This window comes from Rathayibacter sp. YIM 133350 (genome assembly GCF_037404875.1).
GTDB lineage: Bacteria > Actinomycetota > Actinomycetes > Actinomycetales > Microbacteriaceae > Orlajensenia.
Map to the genome: position 1 here is coordinate 25,571 of NZ_JBBELO010000005.1, position 21,297 is coordinate 46,867.

Genomic DNA, 21,297 nt, shown 5'->3' on the forward strand with positions numbered 1-21,297 from the left:
TTTCCGCCGGCTCAGAAGCCGGGGATGAGGCTCACGACGAGGTCGATGAGCTTGATGCCGATGAAGGGTGCGATCACGCCGCCGAGGCCGTAGATCACGAGATTGCGCTGGAGGATGCGAGAGGCGGATGCCGCCCGGTACCGCACGCCGCGCAGTGCGAGGGGGATGAGGGCGATGATCACGAGCGCGTTGAAGATGATCGCCGAGAGGATCGCCGAACCGGGGGAGTGCAGTTGCATGAGGTTGAGCGCGGCCAGGCCGGGGAAGGCTCCGGCGAACATGGCGGGGATGATGGCGAAGTACTTCGCCACGTCGTTCGCGATGGAGAACGTGGTCAGCGATCCGCGCGTGATCAGCAGTTGCTTTCCGATGCGCACGATGTCGATGAGCTTCGTGGGGTCCGAGTCGAGGTCGACCATGTTGCCGGCCTCCTTCGCGGCGGAGGTTCCCGTGTTCATCGCCACCCCCACGTCGGCCTGGGCGAGCGCCGGCGCGTCGTTGGTGCCGTCACCGGTCATCGCGACGAGGTTGCCTCCCGCCTGTTCACGGCGGATCAGTGCGATCTTGTCTTCGGGGGTGGCCTCGGCGAGATAATCGTCGACGCCGGCCTCCGCCGCGATCGCCTTGGCCGTCAGCGGGTTGTCGCCCGTCACCATGATGGTGCGGATGCCCATGCTGCGCAGGTCGGCGAAGCGTTCGCTCAGGCCCGGCTTGACGACGTCCTTGAGGTGGATGACGCCCAGCACGCGGGCCCGGCCCTCTGCGGAGCGGACGGCGACGACGAGCGGGGTTCCTCCGGACTGCGAGACGCGGGTGACCAGGCCATCGAGCTCGGCCGCCGCGGCGGATGCGAGGGGGCCGGCAGCGGACACCCACTGGACGGCCATGGCCGCGGCCCCCTTTCGCACGGCGCTGCCGTCGGCGTAGTCCACACCGCTCATACGGGTCTGGGCGGAGAACGGCACGATCTCGCCCGAGGCGTCCACGCCCTCACCATGGCCCTGCCGATCGGCGAGCGCGACGACCGAGGTGCCTTCCGGCGTCGGGTCGCTGAGCGAGGAGGCGCGGGCGGCTCGGGCCAGCTCGGCCGAGCCGACGCCGGCCAGGGGGAGGAACTCGGAGGCCTGCCGGTTGCCGTAGGTGATGGTTCCGGTCTTGTCGAGCAGCAGGGTGGTGACGTCACCGGCCGCCTCGACCGCGCGACCCGACATGGCGAGCACGTTATGCTGCACGAGCCTGTCCATGCCGGCGATGCCGATCGCGGAGAGAAGCGCCCCGATGGTCGTCGGGATGAGGCAGACGAGCAGCGCGACGAGCACGGGAACGCTCGGCGCCGCATCCGAGTACCCCGCCATCGGGCCGATCGTGAGAACGACGATGAGGAAGACGATCGACAGCGAGGCGAGCAGGATGTTGAGCGCGATCTCGTTCGGGGTCTTCTGCCGCGCGGCGCCCTCGACGAGCCGGATCATCCGGTCGACGAAGGTCTCACCCGGCTTCGACGTGATGCGCACCACGATGCGGTCGGAGAGCACACGCGTTCCACCGGTGACCGCACTGCGGTCGCCGCCCGACTCGCGCACGACGGGGGCCGACTCGCCGGTGATCGCGGACTCGTCGACCGAGGCGATGCCGGAGATGATGTCGCCGTCGCCCGGGATGAGCTCACCCGCCGTCACGACCACGACGTCGCCGAGTCGCAGTTCGGCGGAGGGCACCGCCTCGGTGGCTGCCGAGAGGGCGTCCGGGTCGGAGACGACGGCATAGTCCAGCACGCGGGCGGCAACCGTTGAACTGCGGGTGGCGCGCAGGCTCTGGGCCTGCGCCTTCCCCCTGCCCTCTGCCACCGATTCGGCGAGGTTCGCGAAGATGACGGTGAGCCAGAGCCAGACGGCGATTCCGAGGGTGAAAGTCGGTGCCAGTTGCGAGCCGCCGGATTCCCGGGACGCGCCGAGCAGCGGCTCGAGCGCGGCGAGGATCGTGGTGAGAACCGCTCCGACCTCGACGATGAACATCACGGGGTTGTGCCACATCTGTCGCGGGTCGAGCTTGCGCAGCGCGCCCGGAACCGCGGCGAGGAGCTGCCGCGGCGAGAAGGCTCCCGCGGCGGTCGTGGTCGATTGGTGTGACGCCGCGGCGGGCGTACGGGTGATGGTGGACATGGATCAGGAGAGCCCTTCCGCCAGGGGACCCAGCGCGAGAACGGGGAAATAGGTGAGTGCCGAGACGATGAGGACCGTGCCGACGAGCAGCCCGACGAACAGTGGTCGGTGGGTGGGGAGCGTGCCCGCCGTGACGGGAACCTTCTCCTGGGCGGCGAGCGAACCGGCGAGGGCGAGCACGAACAGGATCGGCAGGAAGCGGCCCAGGAACATCACGACGCCGAGCGCGGTGTTCAGCCACGGGGTGTTCGCGGTCAGTCCGGCGAACGCGGAGCCGTTGTTGTTCGCGGCCGACGTGAAGGCGTAGAGCACCTCCGAGAACCCGTGCAGGCCGGAATTCCACAGGCTCGTACCCTCGATGTCGTCACGGATCGGCGGCACGGCGAAGCTCAGGGCGGTTCCCGCGAGCACCAAGGTGGGAGTGGTGAGGATGTACAGGCTTGCGAGCTTGATCTCGCGGGCACCGATCTTCTTGCCGAGGTACTCCGGAGTGCGCCCGATCATGAGTCCCGCGAGGAAGACGGCGATGATCGCGATGACGAGCAGGCCGTAGAGTCCGGCGCCGACGCCGCCGGGCGCGACCTCGCCGAGCATCATGTTGATCATGGCCATCCCGCCGCCGAGCGCCGTGTAGCTGTCGTGCATGCTGTTGACCGCTCCCGTCGACGTGATCGTGCTCGTCGTGCCGAAGATGGTCGATCCGATGATGCCGAACCGGGTCTCCTTGCCCTCGAGTGCCGCCCCCGCGGCCAGGGGAGCCGAGCCGGAGCCGCCGAGCTCGAAGACGGTCATCGCCGTGACCGAGACGAGGAAGAGCACCGCCATGGTGGCGAGCACCGCGTATCCCTGACGAGCCGAGCCGACCAGACGGCCGAAGGTGCGCGCGAGCGAGAACGGGATCACGAGCATGAGGAAGGTCTCGACCAGGTTCGTCCAGGGTGTCGGGTTCTCGAACGGATGAGCCGAGTTCACGTTGAAGAAGCCGCCTCCGTTCGTCCCGAGCTCCTTGATCGCCTCTTGAGAGGCGACGGGTCCGCCCGGAATCACCGCGGTCCCACCCGTGAGGGTGTTCACCTCCGCGAAGCCCCCGAAGTTCTGGATGACCCCGCCCGCGATCAGCACGATGGCGAAGAGCACCGACAGCGGCAACAGGATGCGCACGGTGCCGCGAACGAGGTCGACCCAGAAGTTGCCGATGGTGGGCGCGGCCCGCCGCGCCAGTCCGCGCACGAGGGCGATCGCGACGGCGATGCCGACCGCGGCCGACACGAAGTTCTGCACCGCGAGCCCTGCCAGCTGGACGGTGTAGCCCATCGTCAGCTCGGGAGAATAGGACTGCCAGTTCGTGTTGGTGACGAACGAGATCGCCGTGTTGAACGAGAGGCCCTCGGGCACGGCGGGAAGGCCGAGCGAGTACGGGAGCACCGCCTGCACGCGCTGGAGCAGGTACACGAACAGGATGCCGATGGCCGAGAACGCGAGCAGGCTGCGGAAGTACGTGGGCCAGGCCTGCTCGGAGTCTGAGCGCACTCCGATCAGCCGATACACGCCGCGCTCGACGGCGAGATCCCTGCTCGAGGTGTAGACCCTCGCCATGTAGTCCCCGAGCGGACGATAGGCCAGCGCGAGCAGCAGGGCGAGGGTGCCGAGCTGGAGGACGAAGAGGAGGAACGGTGACATCAGAACCTCTCGGGGCGCAGCAGGGCATACGCCAGGTAGGCGACGGCGGCCACGGCGAGGGCGGCAGCGATGACATCGACGACGATCACAGCTTCTCCACCCCCCGCGTGACGAGTGCGAGCAGCGCGACCAGCGCGAGCACTCCGGCGATGTAGATGATGTCGAGCACGGGATTCTCCAACTCGTTCCGAGTACCCGGGGTTCCGGGCATCTGGTGACCGCGTCTGCGGCACGACGACGAGTCCACTCCTGCGGAAGGACCGATCGGCGGATCCTTACGAGTTCCTCACGGCGGCGCCCGAGAGCCTCACGGATTTCTTGCGGACGGTGGCTGATCTCGGCGTGAGCAGCATGATCGGCGAGGACGGGCTGTTTACCGAGGGATCAGTCGACGGCAAAAAACCGAGGAAATCCCGAAAAGCGAGGCGATTCCACGCGACGCGCCGCCGAGCAAGCGCAAAAACGCGGCGTGTGGCAGAGAACGCCTCGCTTTTCGGGATTTCCTCGCTTTTCGGCGCACGGTGGGGGAACCGGAGCCGCGGGCGGGGACGCGGCCGGGCGACGGAGAAAGGTCAGCGACGGGAGTGCGGAGGCGCCTGGCTCAGGTCGATGCGCTTGACCGGCGGGGACTCAGTTCGCGGAGGCCAACGCCGCTGCGCCGATGATCCCCGCGTTGTTGCGGTGCACCGCCGCGACGATGGGTGTGCCGAGGTGCAGGAGCGGGCCGAAGTGCGAGAAGTGCTTGGAGACGCCACCGCCGACGATGAACAGGTCGGGGGAGAAGAGCATCTCGAGGTGGGAGTAGTAACGCTGCAGCCGCTTCGCCCAGTCCTCCCACGAGAGGTCCTCGCGCTCCATTGCGGAATAGGCCGCGCGTGACTCGGCGTCGTGGCCGTCGACCTCGAGGTGACCGAGTTCGGTGTTCGGCACCAGCACTCCGTTGTAGATGAGTGCGCTGCCGATTCCGGTGCCGAGCGTCGTCAGCAGCACGACCCCGGGAACATCCTTGGCCGCCCCGGCGGTGGTCTCCGCGACGCCCGCGGCATCCGCGTCGTTGACGAAGAGGATGTCGCGCTTCAGGCGCTGCTCGAAGAGGCGCTCGGCCGGCAGGCCGATCCACTCCTTCGAGACGTTCGCCGCCGAGAGGGTGCGGCCGCCCTTCACGACGGCGGGGAAGCAGACGCCGACGGGGAGGTCGCCGCCGATCTTGACCAGTCCATCGAGGATGCCGCGGGTCGTCTCGACGATGTCGTCGGGGCGGCCGCCTTCCGGGGTGGCGACCTTCACGCGGTCGGTGACCAGTTCGCCGGTGTCGAGATCGACCACGGCTCCCTTGATGCCGGTTCCGCCGATGTCGATTCCGATCGCGTGCGCTGCGCTCATACCGTCAGACTAGCGCGCCGTCACTGACCCGCAGGTACGATCGGAGCATGGCCTCCGACGCTGAACACAAGTACTGGTACAACATGCGCACCGGCAAGGTGGAGCTCGGCTTCCTGTCGCCCTCCGCCGATCGCGTCGGCCCCTTCGACACGCAGGCCGAGGCGGAGCACGCCTTGGAGAAGTTGCGCGAGAACAGCGCGAAGTGGTCCGAGGAAGACGCGGCCGAGAACCGTTGACCGCTTCCGGGAACCGGCCGGGCTACTCGTACGAGTGCTCGGCAGCGGGATAGGCGCCCGAGGTCACGTCTTCGCGGTACTGCGTGACCGCATCCAGCAGCACCTGGCGCACGTTGGCGTACTGCCGAACGAACTTCGGCACCCGACCATCGCTCATGCCGGCGAAGTCGGTCCAGACGAGCAGTTGCCCGTCGACGTCGGGGCCTGCGCCCACGCCGATGGTCGGGATGCTCAGCTGCTCCGTCACCTTCGCCGCGATGGTGGCCGGCACCATCTCGAGCACGACGGCGAACGCGCCGGCATCCTGCACAGCGTGCGCGTCTTCGAGCAGCTGCTTGGCGCCGGATCCTCGGCCCTGGATGATGTGGCCGCCGAGTCCGTGTTCGCTCTGAGGGGTGAAGCCGATGTGCGCCATCACGGGGATGCCCGACTGGGTGATGCGCCGGATCTGCTTGTGACTGCGCACCCCGCCCTCGAGCTTGACCGCGTGGGCGCCGGTCTCCTTCATGAAGCGCACCGCGGTGTGCAGGGCCTCGTCGGGGCCGCTCTCGTATGAACCGAACGGCATATCGGCCACAACGAACGCGCGCTTCACGGCATGCGCCACAGCCCGGGTGAGCGGGATGAGGTCGTCCACCGTGACGGGAAGGGTGGTGTCGTACCCCAGCACGTTGTTGCCGGCGGAGTCGCCGACGAGCAGGAAGTCGATGCCGGCCTGGTCGAAGATGCGCGCGGTGAGCTGGTCGTAGCTGGTCAGCCCCGTGATGGCGATGCCCTGCTGTTTCGCGTTCTGGAAATGCCGGGTGCGCACCCGGCGAGGACCGCTGCCCGGTGCCCCTCCGCCGTAGGGATTGGTTTCCTCCGAAGGCTGCTCTGGCATGTCTGCGAGTCTACTCAGCCGCAACACTCAGTAGTGTTGGACCGGCACGAGAAAGGTCCCGGATGGATAAGCAGCGCGACTTCGTTCTCCGCACCATCGAGGAGCGGGGAGTCAAGTTCATTCGCCTCTGGTTCACAGACGTCGTTGGGACGCTGAAATCAGTCGCGATCGCCCCCGCAGAGGTCGAGGGCGCGTTCGCGGAGGGACTCGGTTTCGACGGCTCCGCCATCGAGGGCCTGACGCGCACCTTCGAGTCGGACCTGCTCGCGCACCCCGATCCCACGACCTTCCAGATCCTGCCGTGGCGCGGTGACGTCGATCCGACCGCTCGCATGTTCTGCGACATCACCACGCCCGATGGCGAGCCGGCCGTCGCCGACCCGCGCAACGTGCTGAAGCGCACCCTCGAGAAGGCCGCGGATCGCGGATTCACCTTCTACACGCATCCGGAGATCGAGTTCTACCTGCTGAAGTCCTCGAAGTTCGGTGAGCACGGACCCGAGCCGGTGGATTCCGCGGGCTACTTCGACAACGTGCCAGGCGGCACGGCGCACGACTTCCGCCGGCGTTCGGTGCGGATGCTGGAAGACCTCGGCATCTCGGTGGAGTTCAGCCACCACGAGGCAGGGCCGGGCCAGAACGAGATCGACCTGCGCTACGCCGACGCCCTCACGACCGCCGACAACGTCATGACGTTCCGCACGGTCATCAAGGAGGTCGCCATCGAGCAGGGCGTGTACGCCACGTTCATGCCCAAGCCCTTCTCCGATCACCCCGGCTCGGCCATGCACACGCACATGTCGCTCTTCGAGGGCGACAGCAATGCGTTCTACGAGGCCGGAGCCCAGTACCAGCTCTCCACGATCGGCCGCCAGTTCATCGCGGGCCTGCTGCGCCACGCGCCCGAGATCACGGCCGTGACCAACCAGTTCGTCAACTCGTACAAGCGCCTCTGGGGCGGGGGAGAGGCGCCCAGCTTCGTCTGCTGGGGCCACAACAACCGCTCCGCGCTCATCCGCGTTCCGCTCTACAAGCCCAACAAGGGCCAGAGCGCTCGGGTCGAGTACCGGGCCATCGACTCCGCCTCCAACCCCTACCTGGCCTACTCGCTCATCCTGGCGGCCGGCCTGAAGGGCATCGAGGAGGGTTACGAACTGCCGCCGGAGGCCGAGGACAACGTCTGGGCGCTCTCGGACACCGAGCGGCGCGCCCTCGGCTACAACGCCCTTCCCGCAAGCCTGGATCACGCGGTCTCGCTCATGGAGAACTCGGAACTCGTGGCCGAGACGCTCGGGGAGCAGGTCTTCAACTACGTGCTCGCGAACAAGCGCGAGGAGTGGCGCAAGTACCGCGCCGAGGTCACCCCGTACGAACTGCGCACCAACCTCGAGATCCTCTGAGCGGTGCCGGCCTCGCAGTTCACCCTCACTGAGCTGGCCCGCACCGGCTTCACCGACCTCGCGGCGGCGGATGCCGACCTGACCGAGTTCGGCGAGGCGACCGGATTCGATCCGCGCGCGCTGCTGCCCGTGTTCGCACGAACGGCGTCGCCGGACGACGCGCTCGGCGCCGCCATCGCGCTGGCCCGTCGTGCGCCGGAGGCCACGCGTGCGCTGCTCGGCGACGCGAATGCGGCGACGCGGTTGCTCGGCCTCGTCGGGGCCTCGCTCGGGCTGCGAGAGTTCTTCCTGCGGCGGCCCGATGAGCTGCGCGCGCTCGCGCACCCGATCACCTCGCTGCCCGACCTCGAGACGCTGCGCAGCGACATCCGCACGGCCGCGTTGAGCGTGCCGGGCGACCTCGACGGCGCCTGGACGGCCCTGCGGGTGCGCTACCGCCGCTGGCTGGCGCGCGTGGCGAGCTTCGACCTCGAGCAGCCCGACCCCGTCAGCGGCCTCGACGCCGTGGCGGCGTGCCTGTCGGACCTGGCCGCGGCGGCGCTCGATGCCGCTCTCGCGGTCGCGCGCGGGGCCTCGTCTCGTTCGCCGGGCGCTCCTGCCGCCCCGGGCGCTTTCCCCGCCGACCAGGTCGACGCGACCCGGCTGGCGATCATCGGCATGGGCAAGGCCGGCGCGTCCGAGTTGAACTACGTCAGCGACGTCGACGTCATCTTCGTCGCCAGCGCCGCAGAGGACTCCGAGCTCGATACGGCGCGCGCGGTCGAGATCGCCACTCGCCTGGCCATGCTCACGATGCGCGGCATCAGCGAGCCCGCCATCGAGCCGCCGCTCTGGGAGGTGGATGCCAACCTGCGTCCGGAGGGCAAGGACGGCGCCCTCGTCCGTTCGCTCGAGTCGCACGTGGCCTATTACGACCGCTGGGCGAAGAGCTGGGAGTTCCAGGCGCTGCTGAAGGCCCGTCCGCTCGCCGGCGATCTCGCCCTCGGTGAGCGCTACGTCGCCGCTCTGGCCCCGCTGGTCTGGGTCAGCGCCGCCCGCGAGGGTTTCGTGGAATCGGTGCAGCGGATGCGCGAGCGGGTGAGGGCCAATATCCCCGCCGACGAGGTCGACGTGCAGCTGAAGCTCGGCCCCGGCGGGCTGCGCGACATCGAATTCACCGTTCAGCTGCTCGAGCTCGTGCACGGGGCGACCGATGAGACCGTGCGCGAGCGGGGCACGCTGCCTGCACTCGCGGCCCTCGCCGCCGGTGGATACATCGGGCGTGCCGAAGCGGCGGAGTTCTCGCGCGACTACCGCATCCTGCGACTGATGGAGCACCGCCTGCAGTTGCGGGGCCTCGCACGTACGCACCTCGTTCCGCGTGACGAGGCCGGCCTGCGGGTGCTGGCACGTTCGAGCGGCCTCGCGCCGACCGGCGAGGCGCTGCGCGTGCTGTGGGAGGACGTGAAGCACCGCGTGCGCGGCCTGCACGAGCGCCTGTTCTACCGCCCCCTCCTGTCCGCGGTCGCCGCCATGCCGGCGGAGGGCATGTCGCTGACGAGCGCCCAGGCGCGGGCACGGCTCTCGGCCATCGGCTTCCGCGACGCGGCCGGGGCGCTCAGCCACATCGCCGCACTCACGAGCGGCGTCTCTCGCCGCGCGACCATCCAGCGCCACCTGCTTCCGGTCATGCTGCAGTGGTTCTCAGACGGCGCGGACCCCGACCACGGCCTGCTCGTGTTCCGGCGGCTGAGCGAGAGCCTCGGCTCGACCCACTGGTACCTGCGGATGCTGCGGGACTCGTCGGGGGCGGCGCAGCGCCTGACACGCGTGCTGGCGGGCTCGCGGTTCGCCGGAGAGCTGCTCGAGCGCATCCCCGCCTCGGTCGCCTGGCTCGAGAGTGACGACGACCTGCGGCCGCGTTCACTGGAGGCGCTGCGCGACGAGGTCGACGCGGTGCTCGGCCGCCACGAGAGCGCGGACGCCGCCGCCGCGGTGCTGCGATCGATGCGCCGGCGGGAGGTGCTGCGCCTGGCGCTCGGCGCCATCCTCGACCTCTGCACGGTCGAGGAGCTCGGGCAGGGCCTCAGCGACGTCACCGAGACGCACATCGCCGGCATGCTCGGCGCGATCCGCGCCGACGACGACGGCATCGAGTTCGCGGTCGTCGCGATGGGGCGCTTCGGCGGCCGCGAGCTCGGCGTGGGCTCGGATGCCGACGTGCTCTACCTCTATCGCCCGGCCGGCCTGGCTCCCGAGCAGGCGCAGTATCGCTCGCAGCACGTCGTGGCCGAGCTCGTGCGCCTCACGGAGGATCCCGTCCTTCCGCTCGACCTCGACGCCGGATTGCGGCCGGAGGGCAAGAACGGGCCGATCACGCGATCCCTCGACTCCTATCGGGCCTACTACGCGCGCTGGTCCCTCACGTGGGAGGCCCAGGCGCTGCTGCGCGCCCGGGTGATCCTCGCCGACGGCACGCTCGGTGAGGACTTCGCCTCGCTCGCCGACGGGATCCGGTATCCCGAGTCGTTCAGCGAGACGGATGCGCGCGAGGTGCGCCGCATCAAGGCCCGTGTCGAGAACGAGCGGCTGCCGCACGGCGCAGACCCCACACGCCACGTGAAGCTCGGTCGCGGCTCCCTCAGCGACGTCGAGTGGCTCGTGCAACTGCTGCAGCTGCAGCATGCCGCCGCCGTGCCCGGGTTGCGCCTCACCTCGACCCTGAGCGCGCTGGATCGGGAACGCGCAGCGGGCCTGGTCTCCGATGCGGATGCGGAGACGCTGCGCGCCGCCTGGATACTGGCCTCGCGCGCGCGGTCGGCGATGACCCTGTGGCTCAACAAGACGACCGACGTGCTGCCGATGGACCGGGTGCAGCTCGACGGCATCGCCCGGCTGCTGGCGTACCCGCCGGGCTCCTCCAGCCGCTTCGAGCAGGACTACCTCGCCGCGACCCGAAGGGCCCGAGCGGTCTTCGAGCGGCTCTTCTACGGCGAGCCCGACCTCCTCGCGCCGCGCTGACTCCCTGACGCGAAACGGGCCGCCTCCCGAAGGAGACGGCCCGCCGCGCGGATGCCCGAGTGCTACACGCCGTAGTAGAGCTCGAACTCGAACGGGTGCGGACGCTGCGCGAGCGGCTTGATCTCCTTCTCGCGCTTGTAGTCGATCCAGGTCTCGATGAGCTCCGGGGTGAACACGCCGCCTGCCAGCAGGAAGTCGTGGTCGGCCTCGAGGGCGTCGAGCACGGCGTCGAGGGTGCCGGGAACCTGGGGGATGCCCTTGGCCTCCTCGGGCGGCAGCTCGTAGAGGTCCTTGTCGACCGGCTCGTGCGGCTCGATGCGGTTCTTGATTCCGTCCAGGCCCGCCATGAGCTGGGCGGCGAAGGCGAGGTACGGGTTGCCCGAGGCATCCGGTGCGCGGAACTCGATGCGCTTGGCCTTGGGGTTCGTGCCCGTGATCGGGATGCGGATCGCGGCGGAGCGGTTGCCGGCCGAGTAGACCAGGTTGACCGGTGCCTCGAAGCCGGGAACCAGGCGGTGGAACGAGTTCACCGTGGGGTTGGTGAACGCGAGCACGGCGGGCGCGTGCTTCAGCAGGCCGCCGATGTACCAGCGGGCCAGGTCGGAGAGTCCGCCGTAGCCGGCCTCGTCGTAGAACAGCGGCTTGCCCTCGTTCCACAGCGACTGGTGGGTGTGCATGCCCGAGCCGTTGTCACCGAAGAGCGGCTTGGGCATGAACGTGGCGGTCTTGCCCCACTGCTCGGCCGTGTTCTTCACGATGTACTTGAACTTCAGGATGTCGTCGGCCGCGTGCACCATGGTGTCGAAGCGGTAGTTGATCTCGGCCTGGCCCGCGGTTCCCACCTCGTGGTGGGCGCGCTCGAGGATGAGGCCGGCGTCGATGAGCTTGAGCGAGATGTCGTCGCGCAGGTCGGCCTGCTTGTCGACGGGGCTCACGGGGAAGTAGCCGCCCTTGTAGGGGGTCTTGTTGGCGAGGTTGCCGCCCTCTTCCACCCGTCCGGAGTTCCACGCCGCCTCGTTGGAGTCGATGAAGTGGAACGCGCTGTTCTGCTTCACCTCGTAGCGCACGTCGTCGAAGATGTAGAACTCGGCCTCAGGGGCGAAGAACGCGGTGTCGGCGATGCCGGTCGAGGCGAGGTACTTCTCGGCCTTCTTGGCCACCTGGCGGGGGTCCTTGGCGTAGATCTCGCCGTTGCGCGGGTTGTAGATGTCGAAGACCATGATGAGCGTGCGCTCGTCGCGGAACGGGTCGACATAGGCGGTCGACACGTCGGGGATGAGCTGCATGTCCGACTCGTGGATCGACGCGAACCCGCGGATCGACGATCCGTCGAAGAGCTGTCCGACCGTGAAGAAGTCCTCGTCGACAGTGGCGGCCGGGATGTTGAAGTGCTGCTGCACGCCCGGAAGATCGGTGAAACGGATGTCGAGGAACTTGACATCCGTCTCCTTGATGAATGCAAGGACCTCTGACGAGTCTTTGAACATGTAGGACTTCTCCTAGGGGGGCCTGGAACCGAGAGCTGCACAGCGCAACGTGCTACCGAGGGTAGGGCCGGGCCGTTTCTCTTCAGTATCGCGATTGTTTCCAGCATGTTACACAGTGCGCGCTGGCTAGACTCGACGGGTGCCCGCTCCAGACAGTGCTCCGAGAACCTTCGGCGACCTGCCGCCCAGCCGGTTCCCCGGTGAACGGCTCGGACTGCCCCAGAGCGGACCGCGCTCGGTCGCCCGCGCCGGCCGGCGCATCGTCGCTCTGCTCCTGGACTGGGGATGCGCGATGCTCATCGCCGTGCTGTTCACGCCGTTCGAGTCGGCCGCCTACACCTGGGTTCCCAGCCTCGTCTTCCTGCTGCTCCAGGTGGTCTTCATCCCGACGATCGGGGGGAGTGTCGGCCATCGCCTGCTGGGCATGCGCGTGCTGCCGCTCACCGGCGGCTGGGTGGGGCCGTGGCGCCCTGTCGTGCGCTCGGTGCTGCTCGTTCTCGTCATCCCGGCGCTGGTCTGGGATTCCGACCAGCGCGGGTTCCACGACAAGGTCGCCGGAACGGTGCTCGTCCGAGCGTGACCGGGTGGGCTAGGCCCGGCGCTGCATCCGCACCTTGTTGGGGTCCATGCCCTTGGGAATGGGCAGGCCGCCCTTCGACATCGAGCTCAGGCGGTTGTTGACCGCCATGACCTCGGCCTTGGTCAGGGTGGGCTTGATGCGCAGCAGCCGCCGGGCGAGCTTGTGCAGCGGCACGGCGCTCGCATCGGGTCCGACGGAGATGAGCGTGATCGCGACGTTCGGCACGACGCGGGCGACCTTGCGCTTCTCGTCGTCGAGCATGCGCTGGGTGCGCGTGAGCGGACCCTCGCTGATCAGCACGACTCCACCGCGACCGACGGCGCGGTAGACGGCGTCGTGCGTCTTGCCGTTGACCGAGACGGGCATCTCGCTGCCGACCCAGCCGCGGCGAAGGGAGCTGCGCAGCACGGCTCCGACGGCTCCGGGCTGGCCCTCGATCTGCGAGTAGGCGGCCCGTTCCGCCCGGCGGCCCAGGATGATCAGCGCGATCAGCAGGCCGGCGAGGGTTCCGGCGATGATCCACAGCGCGATCGTGAAGCCGTTGCCGTCACCGAGCAGCACTCCCACGAGGATGCCCGCCAGCACCGGCACCAGGAAGCCCAGCAGCATCAGCCACTGCGAGTTCGGGTCGTTGCGGCGGGTCATCTGGAACACCTGCCACATCTGCTTCAGACGGCCTGGTTCCTTCGGCGTTGACGACGTTCCGGTGCTGCGTGCCATGGTCTCAAGGATACCGAGTCGACGGGCATCGACGTGACGAGTCGGACGGGGTCATGAAACGGCCTGCGCGAAGGCGGCGGCACCCTCCTCGAGGTGCGCCAGCTCCGCCGGGATGGGGCGGCCGAACGCCGTCATCGACTGCGCCCACAGCCGCCCGGCTCGGTACGAGGACCGCACGAGCGGACCCGCCAGCACGCCGGCGAACCCGATCTCGCGCGCCTCCTGGGCGAGCTCGACGAACTCCTCGGGATGCACCCAGCGGGCGACCGGCAGGTGACGCGGGCTCGGTCGCAGGTACTGCGTGAGCGTGATGATGTCGGTGCCGGCGGCGTGCAGGTCCCGCAGCGCCTGGCTGATCTCGGAACGCTCCTCGCCCATGCCCAGGATGAGGTTGGACTTCGTGATGAGGCCCGCCTGCCTGCCCGCAGCGAGCACCCCCAGGGAACGCTCGTAACGGAAGGCGGGCCGGATGCGCTTGAAGATGCGCGGAACGGTCTCGACGTTGTGGGCGAAGACCTCCGGCTGCGCGGAGAAGACCTGCGCGAGCAGCTCCGGCACCCCTGAGAAGTCGGGAACGAGGATCTCCACGCCGGTTCCGGGAGCCGCGGAATGGATCTGCCGGATGGTCTCGGCGTACAGCCACGCGCCCTGGTCGGGCAGGTCGTCCCGGGCAACTCCGGTGACGGTGGCGTAGCGCAGGCGCATCCGCACGACCGATTCCGCGACGCGACGCGGCTCGTCGGTGTCGTAGTCGGCCGGCTTGCCCGTGTCGATCTGGCAGAAGTCGCAGCGCCGGGTGCACTGGGCACCGCCGATCAGGAAGGTCGCCTCGCGATCCTCCCAGCACTCGAAGATGTTGGGGCAGCCCGCCTCCTGGCAGACGGTGTGCAGGTCCTCGCTCTTCACGAGCTCCTGCAACTGGCGGTACTCCGGTCCCATGCGCGCACGCGTCTTGATCCACTCGGGCTTGCGTTCGATCGGCGTCTCGGCGTTGCGCACCTCGAGGCGCAGCATCCGGCGCCCCTCGGGAGCCGCGCTCATGCCGTGACCGTCGCTGTCGCCACGAGGGCGTCCTGCACGAGCGGCAGCACGTCGCTCGGCGTCACGGTGCGCCCGAGCTCGCGCGAGATGGTCGTGATGCCGGCGTCACGGATGCCGCACGCGACGATGCGATCGTAGGGTGCGAGGTCGTTGCTGCAGTTCAGTGCGAAGCCGTGCATCGTGACGCCCTCGGCGACGCGGATGCCGATGGCGGCGATCTTCTCGTCGCGGCCCGAGTGCCGCATCCAGACGCCCGACCGGCCGTCGACCTGGGTGGAATCCAGGCCGAGCTCGCCGAGCACCCCGATGAGCATCCGCTCGAGCCTGCGCACGTGGCCGACGACGTCCACAGGTTCGGGAAGGCGCACGATCGGATAGCCGATCAGCTGCCCCGGCCCGTGCCAGGTGATCTTGCCCCCACGGTCGACGTCGACGACGGCGGTTCCGTCGGTCGGGCGTTCGTCGGGGGAGGTGCGACGGCCCGCCGTGTAGACGGGGTCGTGCTCCAGGAGGATGACGGTGTCGGGGCGGTTTCCCGCGACGACATCACGATGGACGGCGCGCTGAAGGTCGAGACCCTCGCTGTACGGCACGGAGTTGGCGCTTAGCCCCGCGACGACGAAGTCGAGCATGGCCACAGTCTAGGCGGCGCCGCGGCCGCATCCTCTCCTCCCCAGCGCCGGCGCGGGCCATGGCCGCTGCCCCTGCGAGCCGTTGCCGCCCCGGCCGGCCGCTCCGCGGGCACGCTGGAGTGGTGTCAGATGAGACGATCGCCGGCTACCGCGTCTTGCGGCGGATGGGCAGCGGCACCCGGTGCGACGTCTACCTCGGCGCGGGCCACGACGGCCGCACCGTCGCCCTGAAGGTCTTCCGCCGGGGAGCGGTGACTTCCGCGGTCGACGCGGAGGTCGAGATCGCCGGCACGGTCGCCGGCGTGGCCCTTCCCCGGCTGCTCGATGTCGCGAGCGTTCCCGATGGCCGCATCTGCCTGGTGCTCGACCCTCTCACCGGGCCGACCCTCGCGCAACGGCTCGCCTCGGGTCTCTCCCTCGGCGAGCTGGTCACGGTGCTCGGGCCGCTCGTGGCGGCCGTCGCGGCCCTGCACGACGCCGGCTGGTGCCTGGGCGCGCTCTCGCCGGCTTCGGTGCGCTTCAGCGCCGCTGGACGGCCCGTCATCACCTCGCTCGCCCACGCCGAGTCGCTCTCGAGGCAAGCGGGAACGACGACCGCGACCGCACAGCGCCGCAGGGATTACGAGGTCATCGCGGGTTTCATGCGACAGGTCGGAGGCGACGACGAGGCGCTCGATCGGCTCGCGTCGTGGCTGCGCGAGAGGGCGGCGCAGCGTCCGCTCCCGGCGGTGCTGCCCGAGCTCGAGCACCGCATCTTCGGGCTCGCCCCGGCCGAGCCGGTGCGCGTGGAGGTACCCGCGGCCGTCGTGCCCCTCCGGCTCGATGATCCGGCGCCTCTCCGGGGGCGAGCACTGGCGGAGGTCGGGGCGCAGGCCACTGAACCGGCTGCAGCGCCAGACCGGTTCCGCCGGCTGCTCGCACGCCCCGGCTCGGCTGTACGAGCATTCGCATCGGGGGAGCGCCGACGACGATTCGCCCCCATCATCATCGGCGGAGCCGTCGCCGCGGTGCTGGTCGCAGCGGCACTGACGCTCCTGCCCGCCGCTGAGCGGGCCTCCTCGAGAACGCCTCGCCCCGCATCCGGCGCTCCGACTGCCGACCCGGTCGCTTCTTCCGCGCCCTCCCGCAGTCAGGAGGCTACTGGACCGTCACCCGAGAGCCGCGCGCTCATCGCCGGCGAGGACCCCGTCGCGGCGGCCCAGGCGCTGCTGCAGGCGCGAGCCGCGTGCGTCCGGACCGGCGAGCCTGCGTGCCTGCTGCAGGTCGACGAGCTCGGGTCGCCGCTTGCGGATGCCGATGCCTCCGCGGTGGAGGCCGCTGCGGTTCCCGTGGAACTGGATCCCGGGGCGACGCTCGCCCTGGCCAGCCGGAGCGGCGATGCGGCCGTGATCGCGATGACCGTGGGGGACATGCAACCGGCCTCGCTCCTCGTGGTGAGGGGCGAGGCCGGTTGGCGTCTGCGCGATGTGTTCCCGGCCGAGGGCTAGATGCCGAGGTCGCCCTCGAAGTCGCCGCTCTCAAGGCGCTTCTTGACCGCGGTGAGGTAGCGTGCGGCATCCGCGCCGTCGATGATGCGGTGATCATACGAGAGCGCGAGGTAGACGATCGAGCGGAGGGCGATGGCGTCCACGCCGTCGGAGCTGATCACGGCGGGCTCCTTGACCACGATGCCCGTTCCGAGGATCGCCGACTGCGGAAGGAACACGACGGGGGTGTCGAAGAGCGCCCCACGCGAACCGGTGTTGGTCAGCGTGAACGTTCCGGCCGCGAGCTCGTCGGGCTTCAGCTTGTTGTCGCGCGTGCGAGCCGCGAGGTCCGCGATCTGGGCGGCGAAGCCGGCGATGTCGAGGGTGGCCGCATCGCGGATGACCGGGGTCAGCAGTCCGCGCTCCGTGTCCACCGCGATCGCCAGGTTCTCGGTGTCGGGGTAGACGATCGAGTCGCCGTCGACGGTCGAGTTGATCACGGGGTACGCCTGAAGCGCCTCGACCGCGGCGAGGGCGAAGAACGGCAGGAACGAGAGCTTCTGTCCGGTCTTCTCCTGGAACGAGCCCTTCACGCGATCGCGCAGCTGGGCGATGCGTGTCACGTCGACCTTCACCACCGTGGTGAGCTGGGCGGTCTGCTGCATGGATGCGACGGCGCGCTCGGCGACGACCTTGCGCAGGCGCGTCATCGGCTGGGTCGTTCCGCGCAGCGGCGAGACCTCGAGCGCCGGAGCGGCCGGGGCCGCAGCGCTGCCACTGGCTGCGGCGAGCACATCCTGCTTGCGGATGCGGCCGCCGACGCCGGTGCCCGTGACCGTGGAGAGGTCGATGCCCTGCTCGTTGGCGAGCTTGCGCACGATCGGGGTGACGTAACCGCCGGCGGAGTGCGAGCCTCCGGCAGCGGGAGCGGCGGGCGCGGCCGTCTCGGCCGGAGCGGGGGCAGCCTGCGCCGGAGCGGGAGCAGCAGGAGCGGTCTGCTCCGGAGCGGGTGCGGCGGGCGCCGCCTGGGCGGGTGCGGCGGGAGCGGGAGCAGCAGGAGCGGCTGCCGGGGCCGGTGCGGCGGGAGCCTGCGGTGCGGCGGGAGCCGGGGTGGCGGGAGCGCTCTCCTCGGCCGGAGCGCTCTCCTGGGCGGGGGCGGGCTCGGGCTGGGCCGGAGCCGGGGGAGTGGCGGCAGCCTCATCGTCGGCCGGAGCGTCGACGCTCGGGACCTCGGCGGGTGCCTCATCGGGCGCGGGTGCCGACTCGGCCTCGGCTGCGGCCTCGGCCGGAGCCTCAGCGGGAGCGTCGCCGCCACCGGATCCGTCGCCGATGGTGACGAGGGCGGTGCCGACCTCGACGGTCTCGTCCTCCTGCACCAGGATCGCCTCGATGACTCCGGCGATCGGCGAGGGGATCTCGGTGTCGACCTTGTCGGTCGATACCTCGAGCAGGGGCTCGTCCACCTCGACGCGGTCGCCCACGTTCTTGAGCCAGCGGGTGACCGTTCCCTCTGTCACACTCTCACCGAGTGCGGGGAGGCTGACGGATTCGCTCATGCGATTGTCTCCTTCAAAAGCGTTCTACGCGTTATGTAGCTTATTGCGTTCTCTGCGGCCGGGGCCGGATTGCGGTTTGCGGTCTCAGATGGCATGCAGCGGCTTGCCCGCGAGCATGAGGAAGGCCTCGCCGAGGGCCTCGTTCTGCGTCGGGTGCGCGTGCACGAGCGGAGCGATGTCCTCCGGGTACGCCTCCCAGTTCACGGCGAGTTGGGCCTCGCCGATCAGCTCGCCCACGCGCGCGCCGATCATGTGCACGCCGACGATGGGTCCCTCGTTGACGCGCACGACCTTGACCGATCCGCTCGTTCCGATGATGTGGCTCTTTCCGTTGCCGCCGAGGTTGTAGTCGTAGCTCGAGACCTGGTCGGCTCCGAACTTCTCCTTCGCCTTCGCCTCGCTGTAGCCGATGGACGCGACCTCGGGGTCGCAGTACGTGACCTTGGGGATGTTCAGGTCTTCGACGATGATCGGGGCGAGGCCGGCGATCTCCTCGGCGACGAAGATGCCCTGCTGGAAGCCGCGGTGCGCCAGCTGCAGTCCGGGAACGATGTCGCCGACCGCGTACACGCCCGGCACGCTCGTCGCGAGGCGCTCATCGGTGATCACGAAGCCGCGGTCGATCTTCACGCCGACCTCCTCGTAGCCGAGACCGGCGGTGACGGGACCGCGGCCGACGGCCACCAGAAGCAGGTCGGCGTCGAACTGCGTGCCGTTCTCGAGCGTGATGATCACGCCATCCTCGTTCTGGCTCACCGACTGGAAGCGGATGCCGAGCGAGAAGTTGATGCCGCGCTTGCGGAAGGCCCGCTCGAGCTGCTTGGAGACCGACTCGTCCTCGTTGGGGACCAGGTGCGGGAGCGCCTCGATGACGGTGACGTCGGCGCCGTAGGACTTCCACACGCTCGCGAACTCGACACCGATGACGCCGCCGCCGAGGATCGCGACCTTCTTCGGCACGAAGTCGAGCTCGAGCGCCTGCTCGCTCGTGATCACGCGGCCGCCGATCTCCAGGCCCGGCAGGGTGCGCGAGTAGGAGCCGGTCGCCAGCACGATGTTCTTGCCCGTGACGACCTCATCGCCGACCTGGACGGTCGTGGGCGACGTGAGCCGGCCCTCGCCGATGATCGTGGTGATGCCGCGCGCCTTGATCAGGCCCTGCAGTCCCTTGTACTTGCTGTCGACGATGCCCTGGCGGTAGGCCGTGACGGCCGCCATGTCGATGCCCTCGAGCACGGCCTTCACGCCGTACTTGGCCGATTCCCGGGTGTAGTCGGCGACCTCCGCGGAGTGCAGCAGCGCCTTCGTGGGAATGCAGCCGCGGTGCAGGCAGGTGCCGCCGACCTTGTCCTTCTCGATCAGTGCGACGGAGAACCCGAGCTGGACTGCTCGCAGCGCGACTGCGTAGCCTCCGCTTCCTCCGCCGAGAACGACAATGTCAAACGTCTGCTCCGACACCCAGCAACTCCCTTGGTTTCGAGACCTGTGTCCAGGACATAGATGCGCACGGCCTCGAACCTCAGGATGTGAGGGCGAGGCGGGCGGAAGGCAAGCGATTCTTGCCCATACGACCCTACTACTGCGCTCCGGCCGACTCGGCCAGCCGCAGCACGGTGCGCACGGCGACCCCCGTCGCGCCGGCGCCGAGGTGGCCGTACGGCTTGCCGTCGAGCAGCGCGGAGCCCGCGATGTCCAGGTGCGCCCAGGGGATGGCGGTACCGTCGGCCCGGGTGCCGACGAACTCGCGCAGGAACACGCCGGCCAGCAGCATGCCGGCTGCGGTGTCTCCCGGGGTGGCGTTCTTCAGGTCGGCGACGTCGGAGTCCAGTCGGGGGAGCAGCTCATCGGGAAGAGGCATCGGCCAGAAGGGCTCCGCCACCTCGGAGGCGGCGCCGAGCACACGCTGCACGAGCGCGTCATCACCCATCACGGCGGAATAGCGGTGGCCGAGCGCGACCACCTGCGCGCCGGTGAGCGTCGCGACGTCGATGATGGCATCGGGCTGCTCCTCGGATGCCGCCGCCAGTCCGTCGCCGAGCACGAGCCGCCCCTCCGCATCCGTGTTGACGACCTCGACCGTGCGCCCGCCGCGCATCCGCAGCACGTCGTTGGGGCGCATCGCCGATCCGGACGGCATGTTCTCGGCGAGGCAGAGCCAGGCGGTGATGCGCACCGGCAGCGACAGGCGTGCGGCCGCGAGGGTGACGGCCAGGCAGACTGCTGCACCGGCCATGTCGGACTTCATCCCGATCATTCCGACCATCGGCTTCAGTGACAGGCCGCCCGTGTCGAACGTGATGCCCTTACCGACGAGGGCGAGGTGCTGCGCCGCCTGCGCCGGAGCGTACTCGAGCTTGACCAGGCGGGGCTGGCGTTCCGAGCCCTTTCCGACGCCGAGGATGCCGCCGAAGCCCTCGTCGGCGAGGGCGTTCTCGTCCCATTCCGTCACGGAGACCCCGAGTTCGCCGGCGAGTGCACGGGCCTGCTCCGCGAAGCTCTGCGGGTAGAGCTCTGCAGCCGGCGTGTTGACGAGGTCCCGCACCAGCCGAACCGCAGCCGCGGTCGCCCGCACGCGCTCGAGGTCCTCAGACGCGGGCTCGGACGAAGCGTGAACGGTGAGCGCACCCGCCCGGCGCGATGCGGGTCGTTGCGAGACGCCGCGGAACTCGGTGAAGCTGTAGGCGCCGAGCAGCGCGCCCTCGGCGATGGCGAGCACTTCCTCTGACTCGTCGCGACCGAAGGCGAACGCGATGCTGTCGAGGCCGGTGAGCTGCCGCGCCGCGGAACCGGCGGCCGCGCGCAGGGATGCGGCGTCGACGCTCTCTCCGAGGCCGATGATCGCGATCGCCGTCGCGCTGCCCACGGTGTCGACGACCCGCACGAGCTGGTCCCGAGCTCCGGTGACCGCGACGGGGGAGAGCGCCGCCACGAGGTCGGCGTACGCCTCGTGCGCCACGAGGACCGGTCCGTCCGGGCTCTTGCGCGCCCCGACGACGACGATGTCGACGGGCTGCGTGAGAGGGGAGTCTGTGGTGAGGGTCAGTTCGGGAGAGGCCATGCATCGATGTTAGGTG

18 protein-coding genes are annotated in these 21,297 nt (G+C 69.5%); 5 read left to right on the top strand and 13 right to left on the bottom strand.

The annotated features are described in order from the left end of the window. Positions 1-11: 11 nt before the first annotated feature. The 5 genes from kdpB to ppgK all read right to left on the bottom strand — a co-directional run bounded on the left by kdpB (position 12) and on the right by ppgK (position 5,225). Complete coding sequence (gene kdpB / locus WDJ51_RS00630; protein ID WP_337850481.1) at positions 12-2,162, bottom strand: potassium-transporting ATPase subunit KdpB; 2,151 nt, start codon at positions 2,160-2,162, stop codon at positions 12-14. A gap of 3 nt (positions 2,163-2,165) precedes the next feature. Then, positions 2,166-3,842: a potassium-transporting ATPase subunit KdpA gene (gene kdpA, locus WDJ51_RS00635; protein ID WP_337850482.1), complete on the bottom strand. Its 1,677-nt coding sequence runs from the start codon at positions 3,840-3,842 to the stop codon at positions 2,166-2,168. After that, the gene (gene kdpF, locus WDJ51_RS00640; RefSeq protein WP_337850483.1) at positions 3,842-3,931 is read right to left on the bottom strand and encodes a K(+)-transporting ATPase subunit F; all 90 of its coding nucleotides are present in this window, start codon (positions 3,929-3,931) and stop codon (positions 3,842-3,844) included. Before kdpF ends, kdpA begins: the two co-directional genes overlap by 1 nt. Continuing rightward, positions 3,928-4,053: a hypothetical protein gene (locus WDJ51_RS00645; RefSeq protein WP_337850484.1), complete on the bottom strand. Its 126-nt coding sequence runs from the start codon at positions 4,051-4,053 to the stop codon at positions 3,928-3,930. The genes kdpF and WDJ51_RS00645 overlap by 4 nt, the downstream gene beginning before the upstream one ends. A gap of 419 nt (positions 4,054-4,472) precedes the next feature. Continuing rightward, entirely contained in the window at positions 4,473-5,225 is a 753-nt protein-coding gene (gene ppgK, locus WDJ51_RS00650) for a polyphosphate--glucose phosphotransferase (protein ID WP_337850485.1), read from the bottom strand. A gap of 47 nt (positions 5,226-5,272) precedes the next feature. Between ppgK and WDJ51_RS00655 the strand changes: the two genes are divergently transcribed. Continuing rightward, on the top strand, positions 5,273-5,461 hold the full coding sequence (locus WDJ51_RS00655; protein ID WP_337850486.1) for an SPOR domain-containing protein: 189 nt from the start codon (positions 5,273-5,275) through the stop codon (positions 5,459-5,461). Positions 5,462-5,483: 22 nt separating this feature from the next. Here the strand turns inward: WDJ51_RS00655 and panB are convergent, their stop codons facing one another. After that, positions 5,484-6,341: a 3-methyl-2-oxobutanoate hydroxymethyltransferase gene (gene panB / locus WDJ51_RS00660; protein ID WP_337850487.1), complete on the bottom strand. Its 858-nt coding sequence runs from the start codon at positions 6,339-6,341 to the stop codon at positions 5,484-5,486. A 62-nt stretch (positions 6,342-6,403) separates the two neighbouring features. On the opposite strand from panB, the gene WDJ51_RS00665 reads away from it, so the two are divergent. Both WDJ51_RS00665 and WDJ51_RS00670 read left to right on the top strand, forming a co-directional pair. Then, positions 6,404-7,741: a glutamine synthetase family protein gene (locus WDJ51_RS00665; RefSeq protein WP_337850488.1), complete on the top strand. Its 1,338-nt coding sequence runs from the start codon at positions 6,404-6,406 to the stop codon at positions 7,739-7,741. A gap of 3 nt (positions 7,742-7,744) precedes the next feature. Next, a complete protein-coding gene (locus tag WDJ51_RS00670; protein ID WP_337850489.1) occupies positions 7,745-10,741 on the top strand; it encodes a bifunctional [glutamine synthetase] adenylyltransferase/[glutamine synthetase]-adenylyl-L-tyrosine phosphorylase in 2,997 nt (998 codons plus the stop codon). Between the two features lie 62 nt (positions 10,742-10,803). Here the strand turns inward: WDJ51_RS00670 and glnA are convergent, their stop codons facing one another. After that, positions 10,804-12,228 carry a type I glutamate--ammonia ligase gene (gene glnA, locus WDJ51_RS00675; RefSeq protein ID WP_337850490.1) on the bottom strand — a complete coding sequence of 475 codons (1,425 nt, stop codon included), beginning with the start codon at positions 12,226-12,228 and terminating at the stop codon, positions 10,804-10,806. A gap of 139 nt (positions 12,229-12,367) precedes the next feature. On the opposite strand from glnA, the gene WDJ51_RS00680 reads away from it, so the two are divergent. Continuing rightward, complete coding sequence (locus WDJ51_RS00680) at positions 12,368-12,808, top strand: RDD family protein (RefSeq protein WP_337850491.1); 441 nt, start codon at positions 12,368-12,370, stop codon at positions 12,806-12,808. Between the two features lie 9 nt (positions 12,809-12,817). Here WDJ51_RS00680 and WDJ51_RS00685 read toward each other — a convergent pair whose 3' ends face one another. Genes WDJ51_RS00685 through lipB form a run of 3 tightly spaced genes read right to left on the bottom strand, consistent with a single transcriptional unit; the run spans position 12,818 to position 15,201 of the window. After that, positions 12,818-13,528, bottom strand: a complete 711-nt coding sequence (locus WDJ51_RS00685; RefSeq protein WP_337850492.1) for a DUF4191 domain-containing protein — start codon at positions 13,526-13,528, stop codon at positions 12,818-12,820. A gap of 51 nt (positions 13,529-13,579) precedes the next feature. Continuing rightward, the gene (gene lipA / locus WDJ51_RS00690; protein WP_337850493.1) at positions 13,580-14,569 is read right to left on the bottom strand and encodes a lipoyl synthase; all 990 of its coding nucleotides are present in this window, start codon (positions 14,567-14,569) and stop codon (positions 13,580-13,582) included. Continuing rightward, a complete protein-coding gene (gene lipB / locus WDJ51_RS00695) occupies positions 14,566-15,201 on the bottom strand; it encodes a lipoyl(octanoyl) transferase LipB (protein ID WP_337850494.1) in 636 nt (211 codons plus the stop codon). The genes lipA and lipB overlap by 4 nt, the downstream gene beginning before the upstream one ends. A 122-nt stretch (positions 15,202-15,323) precedes the next feature. Here lipB and WDJ51_RS00700 point away from each other — a divergent pair, with 122 nt between their 5' ends. Continuing rightward, complete coding sequence (locus WDJ51_RS00700; protein ID WP_337850495.1) at positions 15,324-16,688, top strand: hypothetical protein; 1,365 nt, start codon at positions 15,324-15,326, stop codon at positions 16,686-16,688. Here the strand turns inward: WDJ51_RS00700 and WDJ51_RS00705 are convergent. The 3 genes from WDJ51_RS00705 to WDJ51_RS00715 form a co-directional block, all read right to left on the bottom strand. Then, a complete protein-coding gene (locus WDJ51_RS00705) occupies positions 16,685-18,223 on the bottom strand; it encodes a 2-oxo acid dehydrogenase subunit E2 (RefSeq protein WP_337850496.1) in 1,539 nt (512 codons plus the stop codon). The two genes, WDJ51_RS00700 and WDJ51_RS00705, sit on opposite strands and share 4 nt — an antisense overlap. Before the next feature lie 84 nt (positions 18,224-18,307). After that, the gene (gene lpdA, locus WDJ51_RS00710) at positions 18,308-19,681 is read right to left on the bottom strand and encodes a dihydrolipoyl dehydrogenase (protein WP_337850497.1); all 1,374 of its coding nucleotides are present in this window, start codon (positions 19,679-19,681) and stop codon (positions 18,308-18,310) included. Between the two features lie 118 nt (positions 19,682-19,799). Then, complete coding sequence (locus tag WDJ51_RS00715; protein WP_337850498.1) at positions 19,800-21,281, bottom strand: leucyl aminopeptidase; 1,482 nt, start codon at positions 21,279-21,281, stop codon at positions 19,800-19,802. Positions 21,282-21,297: the final 16 nt, after the last annotated feature.

Coding starts and splice junctions, on each gene's coding strand:
- lipA (WP_337850493.1), bottom strand. CDS start 14,569: ATGAGCGCGGCTCCCGAGGGGCGCCGGATGCTGCGCCTCGAGGTGCGC.
- WDJ51_RS00665 (WP_337850488.1), top strand. CDS start 6,404: ATGGATAAGCAGCGCGACTTCGTTCTCCGCACCATCGAGGAGCGGGGA.
- panB (WP_337850487.1), bottom strand. CDS start 6,341: ATGCCAGAGCAGCCTTCGGAGGAAACCAATCCCTACGGCGGAGGGGCA.
- WDJ51_RS00645 (WP_337850484.1), bottom strand. CDS start 4,053: ATGCCCGGAACCCCGGGTACTCGGAACGAGTTGGAGAATCCCGTGCTC.
- WDJ51_RS00655 (WP_337850486.1), top strand. CDS start 5,273: ATGGCCTCCGACGCTGAACACAAGTACTGGTACAACATGCGCACCGGC.
- kdpA (WP_337850482.1), bottom strand. CDS start 3,842: ATGTCACCGTTCCTCCTCTTCGTCCTCCAGCTCGGCACCCTCGCCCTG.
- kdpB (WP_337850481.1), bottom strand. CDS start 2,162: ATGTCCACCATCACCCGTACGCCCGCCGCGGCGTCACACCAATCGACC.
- WDJ51_RS00715 (WP_337850498.1), bottom strand. CDS start 21,281: ATGGCCTCTCCCGAACTGACCCTCACCACAGACTCCCCTCTCACGCAG.
- lipB (WP_337850494.1), bottom strand. CDS start 15,201: ATGCTCGACTTCGTCGTCGCGGGGCTAAGCGCCAACTCCGTGCCGTAC.
- ppgK (WP_337850485.1), bottom strand. CDS start 5,225: ATGAGCGCAGCGCACGCGATCGGAATCGACATCGGCGGAACCGGCATC.
- WDJ51_RS00705 (WP_337850496.1), bottom strand. CDS start 18,223: ATGAGCGAATCCGTCAGCCTCCCCGCACTCGGTGAGAGTGTGACAGAG.
- glnA (WP_337850490.1), bottom strand. CDS start 12,228: ATGTTCAAAGACTCGTCAGAGGTCCTTGCATTCATCAAGGAGACGGAT.
- WDJ51_RS00685 (WP_337850492.1), bottom strand. CDS start 13,528: ATGGCACGCAGCACCGGAACGTCGTCAACGCCGAAGGAACCAGGCCGT.